Annotated in this window: 18 protein-coding genes and 2 pseudogenes; 17 read left to right on the forward strand and 3 right to left on the reverse strand. The window is 38.5% G+C overall.

What is annotated here, in order from left to right; translation table 11 throughout:
* Window positions 1–30: 30 nt before the first annotated feature.
* A complete protein-coding gene (locus tag QGT46_RS14595) occupies window positions 31–927 on the reverse strand; it encodes a LysR family transcriptional regulator (protein WP_024727162.1) in 897 nt (298 codons plus the stop codon).
* 122 nt (window positions 928–1049) lie between these two features.
* Here QGT46_RS14595 and QGT46_RS14600 point away from each other — a divergent pair, with 122 nt between their 5' ends.
* The 11 genes and pseudogenes from QGT46_RS14600 (at window position 1050) to QGT46_RS14650 (ending at window position 9771) form a co-directional block, all read left to right on the forward strand.
* On the forward strand, window positions 1050–1802 hold the full coding sequence (locus QGT46_RS14600; RefSeq protein ID WP_095142962.1) for a carboxymuconolactone decarboxylase family protein: 753 nt from the start codon (window positions 1050–1052) through the stop codon (window positions 1800–1802).
* Between the two features lie 20 nt (window positions 1803–1822).
* Window positions 1823–2263 (forward strand): cupin domain-containing protein, encoded by a 441-nt coding sequence (locus QGT46_RS14605; RefSeq protein ID WP_024727164.1) that lies wholly within the window; start codon window positions 1823–1825, stop codon window positions 2261–2263.
* A 253-nt stretch (window positions 2264–2516) separates the two neighbouring features.
* Window positions 2517–3860 (forward strand): 6-phospho-alpha-glucosidase, encoded by a 1344-nt coding sequence (locus tag QGT46_RS14610; RefSeq protein ID WP_024727165.1) that lies wholly within the window; start codon window positions 2517–2519, stop codon window positions 3858–3860.
* A gap of 11 nt (window positions 3861–3871) precedes the next feature.
* Entirely contained in the window at window positions 3872–5431 is a 1560-nt protein-coding gene (locus QGT46_RS14615; protein WP_024727166.1) for a PTS transporter subunit EIIC, read from the forward strand.
* 104 nt (window positions 5432–5535) lie between these two features.
* Entirely contained in the window at window positions 5536–6333 is a 798-nt protein-coding gene (locus QGT46_RS14620) for a MurR/RpiR family transcriptional regulator (RefSeq protein WP_158221719.1), read from the forward strand.
* A 194-nt stretch (window positions 6334–6527) separates the two neighbouring features.
* Window positions 6528–6692 carry an RNA polymerase sigma factor gene (locus QGT46_RS17400; protein WP_270430810.1) on the forward strand — a complete coding sequence of 55 codons (165 nt, stop codon included), beginning with the start codon at window positions 6528–6530 and terminating at the stop codon, window positions 6690–6692.
* A 114-nt stretch (window positions 6693–6806) separates the two neighbouring features.
* A pseudogene (locus tag QGT46_RS14630) lies at window positions 6807–6917 on the forward strand (site-specific integrase); the annotation flags it as partial.
* Between the two features lie 57 nt (window positions 6918–6974).
* Entirely contained in the window at window positions 6975–7136 is a 162-nt protein-coding gene (locus tag QGT46_RS14635; RefSeq protein ID WP_270430821.1) for a polysaccharide biosynthesis C-terminal domain-containing protein, read from the forward strand.
* On the forward strand, window positions 7106–7357 hold the full coding sequence (locus QGT46_RS17405) for an AAA family ATPase (protein WP_369882342.1): 252 nt from the start codon (window positions 7106–7108) through the stop codon (window positions 7355–7357). The genes QGT46_RS14635 and QGT46_RS17405 overlap by 31 nt, the downstream gene beginning before the upstream one ends.
* Window positions 7358–7441: 84 nt before the next feature.
* Entirely contained in the window at window positions 7442–8581 is a 1140-nt protein-coding gene (locus QGT46_RS14645) for an aldo/keto reductase (protein WP_095142935.1), read from the forward strand.
* A gap of 23 nt (window positions 8582–8604) precedes the next feature.
* Window positions 8605–9771, forward strand: a complete 1167-nt coding sequence (locus QGT46_RS14650; RefSeq protein WP_270430808.1) for an iron-containing alcohol dehydrogenase — start codon at window positions 8605–8607, stop codon at window positions 9769–9771.
* 86 nt (window positions 9772–9857) lie between these two features.
* Here the strand turns inward: QGT46_RS14650 and QGT46_RS14655 are convergent, their stop codons facing one another.
* A complete protein-coding gene (locus QGT46_RS14655) occupies window positions 9858–10109 on the reverse strand; it encodes a hypothetical protein (RefSeq protein WP_330655905.1) in 252 nt (83 codons plus the stop codon).
* A 469-nt stretch (window positions 10110–10578) separates the two neighbouring features.
* Here QGT46_RS14655 and QGT46_RS14660 point away from each other — a divergent pair, with 469 nt between their 5' ends.
* The 4 genes from QGT46_RS14660 (at window position 10579) to QGT46_RS14675 (ending at window position 13025) form a co-directional block, all read left to right on the forward strand.
* Window positions 10579–10842, forward strand: a complete 264-nt coding sequence (locus tag QGT46_RS14660; RefSeq protein ID WP_148460393.1) for a DUF1294 domain-containing protein — start codon at window positions 10579–10581, stop codon at window positions 10840–10842.
* A 76-nt stretch (window positions 10843–10918) separates the two neighbouring features.
* On the forward strand, window positions 10919–11068 hold the full coding sequence (locus tag QGT46_RS14665; RefSeq protein ID WP_301591402.1) for a GNAT family N-acetyltransferase: 150 nt from the start codon (window positions 10919–10921) through the stop codon (window positions 11066–11068).
* A 29-nt stretch (window positions 11069–11097) separates the two neighbouring features.
* Window positions 11098–11790 carry a response regulator transcription factor gene (locus tag QGT46_RS14670; RefSeq protein ID WP_330655906.1) on the forward strand — a complete coding sequence of 231 codons (693 nt, stop codon included), beginning with the start codon at window positions 11098–11100 and terminating at the stop codon, window positions 11788–11790.
* Entirely contained in the window at window positions 11787–13025 is a 1239-nt protein-coding gene (locus QGT46_RS14675; protein WP_301591404.1) for a sensor histidine kinase, read from the forward strand. Before QGT46_RS14670 ends, QGT46_RS14675 begins: the two co-directional genes overlap by 4 nt.
* Window positions 13026–13177: 152 nt before the next feature.
* Here QGT46_RS14675 and QGT46_RS17560 read toward each other — a convergent pair.
* Window positions 13178–13300, reverse strand: a pseudogene (locus QGT46_RS17560) (site-specific integrase); the annotation flags it as partial.
* Window positions 13301–13562: 262 nt separating this feature from the next.
* On the opposite strand from QGT46_RS17560, the gene QGT46_RS14680 reads away from it, so the two are divergent.
* Together QGT46_RS14680 and QGT46_RS14685 are read left to right on the forward strand one after the other, a co-directional pair.
* A complete protein-coding gene (locus QGT46_RS14680) occupies window positions 13563–14477 on the forward strand; it encodes a DUF2268 domain-containing protein (RefSeq protein ID WP_095142937.1) in 915 nt (304 codons plus the stop codon).
* Window positions 14467–14835, forward strand: a complete 369-nt coding sequence (locus QGT46_RS14685; protein ID WP_301591406.1) for a MerR family transcriptional regulator — start codon at window positions 14467–14469, stop codon at window positions 14833–14835. The genes QGT46_RS14680 and QGT46_RS14685 overlap by 11 nt, the downstream gene beginning before the upstream one ends.
* The last annotated feature ends 85 nt before the right edge of the window (window positions 14836–14920 follow it).

Consider the following 14920-nt stretch of genomic DNA (forward strand, 5'->3'; position numbering starts at 1 on the left):
CTATATTGTTCCCTTTTGGAGGGTTTATGATTACGATGACAAATTCATCTGTTCTAATATCCGAACCAGCCGCAGCACATAATCTGCAGGTTTGAGTGAATACAACAGCCCATAGGATATGCTGTATTCCCACTCTACGGGAATTGTCACTAACCCAGGATGAACATCCTGCCAGCATTCCAGGGATAACAGTATATTTTCTGTCTCGGCGCACCGGTTAAACACGGACATATCATAAAAATGCGGGGTGTCTTCTATTTGTATCTGGGGATGATGTTTCTTGAGATCGTCTCTGATATGATCATTGGTATCGGAGTCACCCTGCTTTACCATCATGAGTTTTTCACCGTATAAATCCGTAATTTTCAGCAGTTTTTTCTCTGCAAGACGGTGTTCCCTTGAGACTGCACACATCTTTTTATATCTTCCGAGAGGAAACATATTGCATTTGTTTAGCCATGTCTTAGAATCACAGACACCGATCAGGACATCAAATTTTTCTCCCAATTGTGATATTTCTGAAAGAATCCCTTTATGGTTATCGTCAAAAGGAACAAGATGCAGTTTATAGCCAGGAAAATCTTTATTTACGCGGTACCACAAATTCATAAAGGGTTTTGCCGGGTTAAGAAGTGATGTTCCGACATAGAAAGTTCGGTCTGTACAAGACATAGCATGTCTGGCATTCGTAATTGATTTTTTGGAAAAATCGAATAAAAACTTTGCATCTTTATAGATTACCTCCCCGGCAGGCGTCAGACGAATCCCTGAGGGTGTCCGTTTTGTAAGCTTCAGGTCCAGATGGTTTTCCAGGGAATTGATCTGTTTCATAACAGCGGTAGGTGAAATGTACAGGATTTCTGCAGCTTTTGTAAAACTGCCGCAGTCAGCCACCGTTACAAAGGCTGTTAAGAGACTGTTATACATAGGGCACCTCCAATCATAGTATAAACATTTAGTTTATACTATCGTAACGTACTGGAGATTCCAGGTCAAGCTTATGGCAAATATAATGAAGGAAAGATGGATAGGGAAAGCGAGGGAGAATGATGGCAATGACAGAATTTTCAAAAAAATACAAGGAAAAAATATTTCAGGGATGCGAGTCTGAGCTTATAGAAACAGATCCGGAGTTTATGGAGCGTTTTAATCATTTTGTATTTGATGAGGTGGTCAATCAGGTGAAACTTGATGACAAGATCGGATTTATGGCAATTTTGGCAGCTCTTTTAGGCTGTCAGGGAAAAGAAGCATTCAGAGAATTACTGCCTGCGGCCATGGATTTAGGGGTTACACCTGTTGAAGTGAAAGAAATTGTATATCAGGCAGCAGCTTATTTAGGAATGGGTAGAGTCCTTCCATTTTTAAAGATTACCAATGAAGTGCTGACAGAAAAAGGGGTATCACTTCCGCTGGAAGGACAGGCAGGCAACACTGTGGAGAACCGCAGGGAGACAGGAACACAGGTACAAGTGGAGATCTTCGGAGAAGGAATGCAGGATTTCTGGCAGTCCGGTCCTCGGGAGAGCAGGCACATCAATCAATGGCTGGCTGAAAACTGCTTTGGGGATTATTACACGAGAAACGGGCTTGACTACAAACAAAGGGAGATGATCACATTCTGTTTTCTGGCAGCACAGGGCGGATGTGAGCCTCAGCTTACCAGCCATGCGGCGGCCAATATGAGGATTGGCAATGGCAAGGAGTTTTTAATCAGGATTATTTCTCAGTGCCTGCCGTATATTGGATACCCAAGGAGTTTGAACGCATTAAGCTGTGTGAATGCAGCGGCAAAGAAATAGGAAAAAGGAGATTGATATCAATGAAGATGATAGAGAAAAAGGAATTTGACGAAATCAATGTATTTGGGCAGGGAGAGCCTAACGAAGGATTTGCGCAGTATTTCAGCGGAGCATCTTTTTTAAATGTACTGAACAACTCCCAGGAGAAGGGCGGAATCTTTACAGCCAATGTAACATTCGAGCCGGGATGCCGCAATAACTGGCATATCCACCACGCAGAGACAGGCGGCGGACAGATGCTGATCTGTACCGCCGGTGAAGGGTGGTATCAGGAGGAAGGAAAGGATGCGGTAAGCCTGACACCCGGAACCGTCATCAATATAAGGCCGGAAGTGAAACATTGGCACGGCGCAAAGAAAGATTCGTGGTTCAGCCACATAGCATTGGAGGTGCCTGGAACTGACTGCAGGAATGAATGGCGCGAGCCGGTTTCTGATGAAGAATATGGGGAATTATCTTGACAAAAAACAGTTTTATACAATAAAATGTATGAGTAGAACAGCCAGAAGAGCGTAGAATCACGACGATTCTACGCTTTTTTTCTTCTTCCCAGCGTACTTTCTCTTTTAATAAGTGGATTTTATAATATTGTTGACCAGATTATTACATTTTCATACTAAAAAATTTCATAAAATGAAATTTTTAAATTTTTTTTCTGTAAGGTGATATATTATAGACACCCAAAGAAAACATTTACAGAAAAGAGGTATGGATATGAAGAAAAATGCAGTAGTTATAGTAGGTGCAGGAAGCACACACACACCAGGAATAATTCAAAGTTTATTACAAAAGAAGGATGAATTTCCTTTAAGAAAATTAGCTTTATTTGATATCGATGAAAAAAGATTACATTTAGTATATGATATCATGAAGCAATTCATTAATGAAACTTATCCAGGTCTTGAGGTTGTAGTTACAACAAATGAAGAAGAGGCTTATACAGATATAGACTTTGTATTTGCTCAAATTCGTCAAGGTGGATTAAAGTTAAGAAGTTCAGATGAAAAGATTCCATTAAAATATGGAGTAGTTGGACAAGAAACTTGTGGTCCTGGAGGATCAATTTCTTATGGAATGCGTTCAATTCCAGCTATAATTCATATCATAAAAATGGCAAAAAAGTATTCTCCAAATTGTTGGATTTTAAATTATTCAAACCCAGCAGCAGTTGTTGCAGAGGCTACAAGAAGAGAGTTCAATAATGAAAGAATATTAAATATATGCGATATGCCAACAGCAATTCTTTTATCTTATTCTAAGATGTTAGGCTTAGATAGCTGGCAATCATTAGACCCATGTTATTTTGGATTAAATCACTTTGGGTGGTTTACAGCTTTATATGATAAAGATGGGAAGGACCGTTTACCAGAATTAAGAGAAATGATATTAACTTCTGGTATGACAGCTTGTAGTGATAAGCATCATAAAGATAAGGATTGGCAAAAGACATGGAAGCAATATGCAGAGATAGTTAAGGATTATCCTGACTTCTTACCAAACAGCTATCTTCAATACTATTTATATTCTTCAGAGATGGTAGCAAAAATGGATATAAATCGTACAAGAGCTGATATGGTTATTGAAGAACGTGAACAAGAAATGTTTGCAGAACACAAGAAATATTTAGAGTCACCAGAAAACTATAAGAGTCCATTACAAGAGTTCACAGTATTTGGCGACTTTATAGTTGATGCAGCCTCATCTATTGCATACAATAAGGGAGAACGTTTCTTAGTAATTGTAGAAAATAATGGAGCTATCCCTAATATGCCAGCAGATGCCATGGTAGAAGTACCAGCATATATACGTTCATGGGGGCCAGAGCCAGTGTCAATTCCAGCAATACCAACCTTCCACAAAGGAATGATGGAAAATCAATTAGCTTCAGAAAAATTAGCTGTAGATGCTTATTTTGAAAATTCTTATGATAAAGCATTACAAGCTATAGCTATAAACAAAACAGTACCATCTACAACAGTTGCAAGAAAAATCTTAGATGACTTAATTGATGCAAACGGTGATTATTGGCCAACATTAAAATTAAAGAACGAAAGATAAGGAGGATTTTCATGGATAAGAAAAAAATATTTAGCTCATTTCAAAAACTAGGTAAAGTTCTAATGGCGCCTGTTCTACTTTTACCTATTTCAGGTATTCTTGTTGGTGTTGGTAGTGCATTTACAAACGCTAGCTTAGTTGAAGTTGCACCTTTTTTAGGGAATAGTTTCTTTTCTCTTATATTCCAATTAATGAAGGATGCAGGTAACGTTGTAAATAATAATATTTCAATTATTTTTGCTATATGTATTGCGTATGGATATGCTAAGTCTGAAAAAGCTACAGCAGCATTATCAGGTTTCTTAGGATATATGACAATGAATACAATAATGGGAAGTTTCTTAATTGCCAGAGGTGTTATAGATACAAGCAATTTAATTACTGGTCAAAAAGCAATTTTAGGTGTAACTACTTTAGATACTGGTGTGTTTGGTGGTATAATAATTGGTCTTATAGTAAGTTATCTTCATAATAAATATTATAAGATACAATTACCTCCAGTATTAGGTATCTTTAATGGGACACGTTTTATACCTGCAATTACAATTATAGTTTCTAGCTTTGCAGGTATTGGATTATCATTTATATTCCCTCCTATACAAAATGCTTTAGAGTTATCTTCTGGATTTATTAATTCAACTGGTGTGTTTGGAGCATTTGTATACGGATTTGCAGAGCGTATGTTATTACCTTTTGGTTTACATCACTTTATATATCTTCCATTCTTCTTCACATCTCTTGGTGGTGCAATGGAAATTGGAGGTCAAACAGTAGAGGGAGCTGTAAATATATATAATGCAATATTAAATACTCCTGGTGCTATGTTTGACATTAATATAAGTCGTTATGTAATGAATGGTAAAGTATTATTTGCTATGTTTGGTTTAACTGGTGCGGCACTTGCAATATATAAGACTGCAAAGAAGGAAAATAGAAAGAAAGTAGCCTCTCTTATGATAGCGGCAGTTATACCTTGTGCACTTATGGGAATTACTGAACCACTAGAGTATAGTTTCCTTTTCGTAGCACCTATGCTATTTGGAGTTCATGCTTTATTGTCAGGAATAGCTTATGTATTAACATATATAGTTCAATTTAATGTAGCAGGACCATCAGCCTTTGGAGGACCATTATTATCATGGATATTCAATGGAATATTAAATGCTGATAAGGGATCTAACTGGTATTGGTTACCTATACTTGGAATAGTTTATTTTGTAATCTACTATTACGTATTCAAATTTGTAATTATTAAATTCAATTTAAAAACCCCTGGAAGAGAAGTTGTAGATGTAGAAGAAAATGCAGTAAATGAAAGTAATACAGGAAATTTAATTCCTAAAATAGTAGAAGCCGTTGGTGGCAAAGATAATATTTTAAAAGTAGAAGCATGCTTTACTAGATTACGTTTAACACTAAAAGACACCTCAGTAATAGAAAAAGATGAGTATTTCAAAAATGAATTATCTGCTAATGGAATAGTTAAGGTTGCTCAAGGTGTACAATTTATTTATGGTAATAAAGCTTCTGTTTATAAAACTGAAATGAGAGAATATTTAGGTATTGAATAATTACATAAAGATATAGGGTAGTTTATGCTACCCTATATTTTTGTAATATAATATATATTTAATAGTTATAGAATGGTCCTATGTCAAGATAAATGGAGGAAAGTATGTATTCATTTTTTTCTAACATAAAAAGATGTGTAGAAGAAATAACGGAGTATTCTTCTATAGATAGCTATATAGCACAGTATATTTTACATAACCATGAAATAATCCCTGACATGACTATATTTGATATTGCAAAAGCATGTAACACCTCACCTTCTACAATAACAAGGTTTTGTAAAAGGGTTAATAATTCAAATTTTAAGGAGTTAAAAGAGGATGTTATTGTTTATAATGAGTTTCTTCAGGATGAAATAAGCAATAAAAGTGTTAAAAGTGGTAATGAAAATAGGAATAGTAATTCTATATTGAATGGGTATTTTAAGGCGCTTAATAAGTCATTTGTAGAAACAAAAGAACTTATTGATGAAAAGAAGCTGATTAAAGCTGTTCATTGGATTGAAGAAGCTAAGGGGATTTATGTCTTTGGTAGCTCTTTTTCTAATATTGTTGCTAAAAATTTCAGCGAAAAATTTACAAGGTTAAATAAGACTGCTTATTCTTTTCCAACTTTAAAAAGCCAGATACTTGCAATAGAAAGTATGAGTGAGGATGATATTGCAATAATTGTATCATTTTCTGGAACAACACGACATATAAAGCAAATAAATAAACTTTTAAAACAAAAGAATATAAAGATAATTTGGATTACATCACAAAATGAAATTAAGAATTCTTTTAGAGAAATTAGGTTATTAGTAAGTACTTTAAAAATGGAGGAGTTTCAAACATCAATTATTCAAGATCATGCACTAAATAGCATTGTAGATATATTATATATTTATTATGTATATCTATAATCTTAAATATAACAGAATAGCAATGTTCTTATGGGTGATTGTCTAAAAACAGATAACTACCCTTTTTCAAAGAGAGGGGATATTATGAGAGAACCAAAGAACGACAAAAAAGATACATTAACCTGATAGAGAAAATATGTTTTGTTGTCTGTGGTATTGAAGTCTTAGTACAGAAAAGCGAGCTTTCTATAGCATTGGAGAAATTACCAGAAATAAAACGAAATGTCCTTCTTCTATCCTGCTTTGAAGAACTTTCAGATACTGATATTGCTGAATTGATGAACGTGACAAGAAACGGAATCTATAAGCGCAGACAGTCAGCATTACAGTTGATGAAAGAACTATTGCAGGAGGAATAACGACATGGCAAAGAACGTAGATAAATGCCCTGCCTATCGAACCATTTCCGTTGCATGGGATGGTAATGAAAACTCAAGAATATCAAGCGAGGTACAGAAAAAGGAAGACAGTATCTTATGAACGCTCTGGAAAATGATACAGAGCCGAAAGTTATCCTCACACCAGAGCAGGAAGAACGCCTGCTTGCCTTTATGGAAACGGATAATATTTACAGCAAGTATTATCATATGATGAATGCCGTCATTCGTGCAGACGGAAGCCCTTCTTAGTCTATGGCTTCTATGCTGCTTGGCGCAATTATAAACATCATTTTAGATCCTGTATTTATTTTTGGCCTGCACTGGGGTATGAAAGGCGCTGCTCTTGCTACGGTTACGGGGCAGTTTCTACCCTCATATTTGAAGCAGCACCGATTGCGGATAACGGAAGCTGCGTCATTTTAGGCAGAGCTGCCGACTATGTATTGCGTAATTATAAGAATGGCATTCGTATCTTTATTTATGCCCCTTCTGATTACCGTATGCGCCGCGTTATGGAAGTATATGGGGACAGCGCAGAGAAAACGAAGAAGAACATTCGCCGTTCCAATGAAGCAAGGGCGGCTGCCGTAAAAAACAGCCGCTGTCTTTTTCTTGTATTCATCTTTTCACAAAATTTTTCTTGACTTGGAGTTAACTACAAGGAGTATTCTTTATATATGGGATACATAAATAATTAACTCGATGTGAAATATTCAAGGAGGATTCGTATGATTTATAAAGATTTTAAAGACAAGAAGCTTTCTGCCCTGGGACTGGGAGCAATGCGTCTTCCGATTATGAAGGGTGGTTCGGATGGACAGATTGATGAAGAGCAGACTGTAAAGATGGTAGATTATGCGCTGGACCATGGGATCAATTATTTTGATACCGCGTATGGCTATCACGACGGACAGTCAGAGATTGTCATGGGTAAAGTATTAGGCAGGTACCCACGGGAGAGCTATTATTTAGCCGACAAGTTTCCAGGGTATGATTTGTCAAACATGGATAAGGTGGAGAGCATTTTTGAAGAACAGCTGAAAAAATGCGGAACAGATTATTTTGATTTTTACCTGTTTCATAACGTATATGAAAAAAATATAGATCCCTATATGGATGAAAAATACGGCATTATGGAATACCTGAGAAAGCAGAAAGAAGCCGGAAGAATCAGACATCTGGGATTTTCCTGTCATGGACGATATGACACATTAAAACGATTCCTGGATACATACGGCGATGATTTGGAATTCTGCCAGATCCAGCTGAATTATCTGGACTGGAAACTCCAGGATGCAAAAGCTAAGGTGGAACTGCTCAATGAATACAAGATGCCGATCTGGGTTATGGAGCCGTTAAGAGGAGGAAAGCTGGCGTCACTCTCTGATGAAAACAGCGAGAAGCTGAAGGCCTGCCGTCCGGATGAGAAAATTCCGGCCTGGGGATTCCGGTTTTTACAGTCAATCCCGGGAGTGACCATGATCCTTTCCGGCATGTCCGATATGGAACAGTTGATGGAAAATGCGGCTACATTTGCACAGGAAAAGCCGCTGACAGAGGAAGAAATAAAGGTTTTGATGGAAGTTACCGACAGCATGCTGGATATTCTTCCATGCACTGCCTGCCGCTACTGTACATCACACTGTCCGAAAAAATTGGATATTCCAACGCTGATGTCTTTATACAATGAGAGCCGTTTCAATATGACGATCATCACACAGATGGCTGTAGGTGCCATGCCGGAAGATAAACGTCCGGATGCATGTATCGGATGTAAAAGCTGTGAAGCAGTCTGTCCGCAGATGCTGAAAATATCTGAGGCAATGAAGGACTTTGCACAAAAGCTTGTACAGCCGGCAGGACTGTGAGAGACAGAAGAAGGAGGAAGAAAATGTTAGGAAATTTCAGTTATTCAAATCCAACGAAATTGTATTTTGGAGAGGATTCCTTAAATTATTTAAATGAAGAACTTCCGAAGTACGGCAAAAATGTACAGCTTGCCTATGGGGGCGGTTCCATCAAGAAAAACGGGATCTATGATAAGGTGATGGAGATTCTTAAGGCAAACGGGAAAAATGTATTTGAGGATGGAGGTGTTATGCCCAATCCTACGGTAGAAAAGCTTTATGAGGGCGTAGAGATTGCCAGAGAACATAAAGTGGACTTCATCCTGGCCGTAGGCGGCGGGTCTGTCTGTGATTATGCCAAGGCAGTGTCTATCTCAGTTCATTGTGAAGAAGATCCATGGGATAAATACTATCTGCGTATGGAGGACGTGGACAATGAGATCATTCCGGTGGGCTGCGTCCTGACGATGGTCGGAACAGGTTCAGAGATGAACGGCGGGTCTGTCATCACCAATCATGAGACGAAGTTAAAGATCGGCCATGTTTTCGGAGAAAATGTATTTCCAAAGTTTTCGATTCTGAATCCCACATTTACATTCACTTTGCCGAAGTATCAGATGACAGCAGGATTCTTTGACATCATGTCTCATATTTTAGAGCAGTATTTCTCAGGGGAGGATGACAGTACCTCTGATTATATCATGGAAGGGCTTTTAAAATCTCTGATCCACAGCTCACGGATTGCCATAAAAAATCCTGTCGACTATGAGGCCAGAAGCAATATTATGTGGATTGCCACATGGGCCTTAAATACTTTTGTTGCAAAAGGGAAAACGACCGACTGGGAAGTGCACATGATCGGACAGTCCATCGGCGCATATACGAATGCGACCCATGGAATGACATTATCAGCCGTATCTTTGCCATACTACCGTTTTCTTATGCCTTACGGCCTTCAAAAGTTCAAACGTTATGCCGTAAATGTATGGGATGTAAATCCGGACGGCAAGACGGATGAACAGATTGCAGAAGAAGGCCTTTTCTGCATGGAATCCTACATGAAAGAGCTGGGTCTTGTCATGAACATCCGGGAACTCGGTGTGACAGAAGAAATGCTTTCTGGGATTGCAGACGGAACCTTTGTCATGGAAGGAGGATATAAGGTTCTGACACATGATGATATCGTTACTATATTAAGAAAAAGTATGTGATTCAGATACCGTTCAAATGTTCTTTCAGTAGGTTAAAAATTTTTCGGCTGGTCTGGAGAAGATCTGATGTTTCTTCCAAAGGATGCTCATTTCTTCTTCCAGCTTTGGTGCCAGGGGGGGCGGAAACAAAGGCTGCTGTGGGAGGTGTTGATGATTTTGTCAAGACCGACGGCGTATCCTAATCCTTCATCCACAAGCAAAGATGCATTATAGATGAGATTGTAGGCAGTAGTGATATTTAAATCCGTCACCTGGCATTGAAACCACTGCGTTAAGCTGCCGCCCCGGTGTTCCTGTTGGGACAGGGTCTGGAGCTTGAGGGCATTGTATTTTGTCAAATCAACGGTTCCAAAAACGAGTAGCCCTCCGAAAGGTAAAAATGAAAGCTGCGGTTTAAAAAAGAAAGGAGAGATACGATTGAAAAAGGTTTTACACTCTTGCTTGTGGGAGTCTTTGTTTTATCTTTAGCGGGCTGCGGCCGGGACATACGTCAGAGAAAAACCTTAAAGAAAAGCATCTCCGGATAAAAAGCCAAAATGGACAGAACATTATAATTAAGCTGCTGTCCATACAAAAGCTACCTATCTTTTTTTTGGTTGACTGTATGAATCTGGCCTGTCCGAGAAGACGGCTTGAAGATAGACTGAAACAGTTAAAAGCCGGCGTGGAAGCATATGAGGAATGGTTGTCAGGACAATGCTGTGAAAAGACAAAAAAAGAAAGTTTTAACACAGAAAATCGGACTATGTTATAATGAAATGAAATAAGATTTTTACCTTTTTAATTGGAGGAGGGAAAGGAGTTTTCATGAAGTTATTCATAGTCTATCTTGTTTTTATAAATGTAATTACATTTTTTATATATGGGAGCGATAAGCAAAGGGCAAAAAAGAACAGATGGAGGATTCCGGAAAAGACACTGATTTTGCTGGCGGCGGCAGGAGGATCCGTGGGAGCCTGGCTGGGTATGCAGATGTTCCGGCATAAGACAAAAAAGCCAGTATTTACCTATGGCATACCGGCCATTCTTTTGTGTCAGACTGGACTTTACACCTTCCTTTTTATAAAATAAAGGGAACATCTATGGACAAATCAGGAGGAAGGAGCACAGGCTGATTTTGAGCTGAAATCATTTCTGACATATTTGTATGTATACAGTGGAAAAGTACAGAAGGAAAGGCATTGCACGGGTTCTTTTAAAGAAAGCGATGGATGAAGCAAAAAATTATGGATGTGGTGTCGTTCATGTGACTGCATCTGATATGGCAGTTTATTTTATGCAGTATGAATTAGACTGACAGGAATACATAGACGGAGGACTGAGGATATGATGAAAGGTAGAATCCTGCTGCTGGAAGACGATGAGAGCTTGAGACGCGGAATTTGTTTTAAACTGGAAAAGGAAGGATACCAAATCTCTGCCTGTCCGGGTATCCGGGAGGGCATGAGACTGTGGAATAAGAATACGTTTGATTTGGTCATCTGCGATATAACACTTGAGGATGGCAGCGGACTGGATTTTTGCCGGGACATCCGTCAAAGAAGTAATGTGCGTTTCATGTTTTTGACAGCCATGGATCAAGAAATAGATATTGTCATGGGGTACGAGGCAGGAGCGGATGACTATGTGGTAAAACCATTCAGTCTTGCCGTTCTCATATCCAAGGTTCACGCAGTATTTGCCCGGATGGACGTAAAAGAGGAAAAGATAGAATCCGGAAAAGTATGTGTCCATAAGACAGAGATGAAGGTCATGGTATCGGGAGAAGAGAGAAGTCTTACCAAAAATGAATGGAAACTGCTGCTTTTGTTTATCTCCCATCCAAGGCAGGTGTTTTCTAAAGGTCAGCTTTTAGAGCAGATGTTTGACATGGATGGCGAGTTTGCTGATGAAAACACGGTGGCAGTCAACATCAGAAGACTCAGGGAAAAGATCGAGCCCGATCCGTCCGACCCGGAGTATATTAAAAATATACGGGGGATCGGATATTTGTGGGATAAGGAGTGTACCGGAAATTGATTGGAAAGAGGGAAAAGATCGGCTGGGTCAAGTTTTCCGTTTGTACGGCAGCTATTTTATTATGTATATTTGGATACGCATTATTTTCAGAAGATAGAAGGCTGATCCGGGAAGAAAAGCAGCTGCAGGAAACGGCAGGAATGCTGGAAGAGGGAAAGACTAAGGAAGAGATACTGTATCATATATTTCAGGAAGATGACGAAAAAGCTCTGGAGAAGAAGGGAAAACAGTTTTTTGTCAGGGCAGGTTTTGAAGAAGAGACGAAAGCAAGGTATCAAAGCCGGATGGTGCAGTATATTGTCCATACTGGAGGAGCCCTTTTAGGCGCTTACCTTCTGATTACAGCAGCTGCATATATCTGGACGAGAGAGACCAGCAGGCGGAGAGAACAGGAGTTTGAACAATTCGGCAGTGTCATTGAACAATTTTATACAGGAAATTATCAGGTTCCTTATAAAGAGGAAGAAGGTATGAAAAGTCAGCTTTTCAGCAGACTAAATTCTCTTGGAAAACGTTTGGAAGTGCAGGAGAAGAGAATACAGGATGAAAAAGAAACTACAAAGTCCTTGGTCACTGATATATCCCATCAGCTGAAAACGCCTGTGGCATCTTTAAAAATGTGTCTGGAACTTTTAGAGGAAGAAGAACTGTCAAAGGAAGAACAAAAAGAGTTTCTCGGACAGGCAGTGGGACAGACACGGCGGCTGGACAGCCTCACAAAAGCTCTGATCAATATTTCCAGGATGGAAACAGGCATGATTTCAGTCAAAAAGATCCATGCACCAATCATGGATACCGTCGCCCAGGCAGTCAGCAGTGTTTATGGGAAGGCTCAGGAGAAGAATATCGAGATGGAAGTGGTGAAAAACAGCGACGGGATCGCCGATATGGCAATCCCCCATGATCCTCACTGGACCAGGGAAGCGATTGCAAATATTTTGGAAAATGCAGTGAAATACAGCGGAAGGGATACCTGCATCCAGATCCGTATGATGAGACGGACCAGTTTTTTGAGGATTGAAATTGAGGATCAGGGGATCGGAATTGACAGCAGAGACTATTCCAAAATTTTTCAGCGGTTCTACCGGGGAACAGCACCGCAGGTAAAAAAAGAGGACGGCTCCGGAGTCGGCCTTTATCTTACCAGAAGTATCCTGGAGGCTCAGGGAGGGTCTATTTCTGTTTCTGCGGGGAAACAGGGAAGTATCTTTAAGATACATTTAAGTTTATTATAACTTAAAATAAATTTCTGATTATCTTTTTAAATCTTCTTAAATGTCCGTATAGCCTTATTTTATCGGCTATTCGGGCATTATTTCTATCGGTGGATACTTCACATTTCTTCTTATATATCCTCATGTTTTGGCTTTGAAAAGTGGTAAATTCTTTACGCTATCAAACGTAACAATTCTGATTTCACACCGTCAATAGACGCATGAGCGTACAGGTTTAGCGTGATATTGATATTTGAATGACCCATGATATATTGCAGGCTCTTAGGGTTCAAATTCAGCTTATTCAATCATTTTGACTTTACGATGTGTTTGTTCGTTTACTTTTTGATAACTGCTATCTACTCTAAGAACTTCTTCTAAAATGGTGTCCATTCTATGTATCTGAAAATGTGCTTGCTAAGACAGGTGGAAACTGGAAGATTGTAATGTAATGAATTTAAAAGCAGTGACTGTAATTAAACAATAGAAAAAATTATTTTCCATTGACTTTGATGTTACGTCATAGTGTATTATGTAAAAAAAGAAAGGGGTGCAATTATGAATGTAACTGCTATACGTTCAGATAGTGTCTACAAAAAAATTATGGAAGCACCAATGGACAAAAAAAACGATATTTATCGCTACGAATTGATGATGCCTTTTGAAAAGAAATGGGCCTGTTATAGTGTTCCAATGAAAGCAACAACGCCCAATGGTTATGATGTTATTATGGCAAGTGGTATGCTTGGTCACATTTCACCAACCAAAGTCGATGAAACCCAGGAGCAAAATATTGAACTTATTTCAGACAATAAATTGTGGAAAGTATGTGAGGAGTCAATCCGAAAATCATTGAATTGTTTTGTTGCACAAGGAGTAACATTGCCTGTCAACGATTATCTGTTCACTATTTTGCTTGCCAATGCAGAAAGTCCATATATTATGCTCAACGAGGGATATTGTGGCGACGGTGGGATTCCAGGATATATTTTTTCATGGCTAGTTCCTAACAAATACACTCTGGAACATCTTCCTGTAGCCTTGGCACATGAAACTAATCATAATATCCGTTTTCAATTTATTAAATGGAAAAATGATATTACACTTGGAGAGATGATGGTAAGTGAGGGACTGGCAGAAAATTTCGCCACTTATTTGTATGGGGAAGAAAAGGCAGGACCTTGGGTAACAAAAACGGACATACAAACTTTGAATGAGTACATTAAACCCATAATTTATGAGGGTTTGAATGTTCAAGGTCTTGAAAATCTTAATGCCTATTTATATGGTGATGAAATGGCTAAACTTCAGAATTATCCACAGGTTGGTTTGCCTTATTGTGCTGGCTATGCTTGCGGTTACCACTTAGTTAAACACTACCTAAATAAAACAGGCAAAAATATTGTAGAAGCTACTTTATTATCCGCAAATGAAATTTTAGAAGCTACGGAGGATTTTTGGAATGAACAATAAACCAAAGACCGTTCATGAAGTTGTCTGTTTAACTGGAATTACAGCCCGAACTCTTCGCTATTATGATAAAATTGGTCTGCTAAAACCATCTATCGTAACAGAAGCAAAGTATCGGTTATATACAGAGGATGATTTATGCAAACTTCAAGAAATCTTATTTTTTAGAGAGGTGGGTTTTGCCTTAAAAGAAATAAAAGAACTGATTTCCTCTCCTAATTATATCCGATCCGAAGCATTAGAAAAACATTTGAAAATTTTAGAAGCACAAAAGGAACGAATAGACACTTTGATTGCACTTGTTAAAAAAGAAATAAACGGTGACAATGATATTTCTTTGGTGTGGTATAAAAAAAGTTGACAGTTTATTCTCAAGGATTTCATAATAAAACCAAGAGAATAAGGAGGTATTCAAAGTGGCACGTAAATATGACCATGAATACAAA

It is taken from the genome of Anaerostipes faecis, from assembly GCF_910574135.1.
GTDB classification, from domain to species: domain Bacteria; phylum Bacillota; class Clostridia; order Lachnospirales; family Lachnospiraceae; genus Anaerostipes; species Anaerostipes hominis.

Bases quoted from the DNA above. Each gene is read 5' to 3' on its own strand.
- QGT46_RS14685 (WP_301591406.1), top strand. From the start codon at position 14,467: ATGAACAATAAACCAAAGACCGTTCATGAAGTTGTCTGTTTAACTGGA.
- QGT46_RS14635 (WP_270430821.1), top strand. From the start codon at position 6,975: ATGCTGCTTGGCGCAATTATAAACATCATTTTAGATCCTGTATTTATT.
- QGT46_RS14615 (WP_024727166.1), top strand. From the start codon at position 3,872: ATGGATAAGAAAAAAATATTTAGCTCATTTCAAAAACTAGGTAAAGTT.
- QGT46_RS14660 (WP_148460393.1), top strand. From the start codon at position 10,579: ATGAAGTTATTCATAGTCTATCTTGTTTTTATAAATGTAATTACATTT.
- QGT46_RS14680 (WP_095142937.1), top strand. From the start codon at position 13,563: ATGAATGTAACTGCTATACGTTCAGATAGTGTCTACAAAAAAATTATG.
- QGT46_RS14595 (WP_024727162.1), bottom strand. From the start codon at position 927: ATGTATAACAGTCTCTTAACAGCCTTTGTAACGGTGGCTGACTGCGGC.
- QGT46_RS14665 (WP_301591402.1), top strand. From the start codon at position 10,919: ATGTATACAGTGGAAAAGTACAGAAGGAAAGGCATTGCACGGGTTCTT.
- QGT46_RS14610 (WP_024727165.1), top strand. From the start codon at position 2,517: ATGAAGAAAAATGCAGTAGTTATAGTAGGTGCAGGAAGCACACACACA.
- QGT46_RS14650 (WP_270430808.1), top strand. From the start codon at position 8,605: ATGTTAGGAAATTTCAGTTATTCAAATCCAACGAAATTGTATTTTGGA.
- QGT46_RS14605 (WP_024727164.1), top strand. From the start codon at position 1,823: ATGAAGATGATAGAGAAAAAGGAATTTGACGAAATCAATGTATTTGGG.
- QGT46_RS14620 (WP_158221719.1), top strand. From the start codon at position 5,536: ATGTATTCATTTTTTTCTAACATAAAAAGATGTGTAGAAGAAATAACG.
- QGT46_RS14600 (WP_095142962.1), top strand. From the start codon at position 1,050: ATGGCAATGACAGAATTTTCAAAAAAATACAAGGAAAAAATATTTCAG.
- QGT46_RS14670 (WP_330655906.1), top strand. From the start codon at position 11,098: ATGATGAAAGGTAGAATCCTGCTGCTGGAAGACGATGAGAGCTTGAGA.
- QGT46_RS14645 (WP_095142935.1), top strand. From the start codon at position 7,442: ATGATTTATAAAGATTTTAAAGACAAGAAGCTTTCTGCCCTGGGACTG.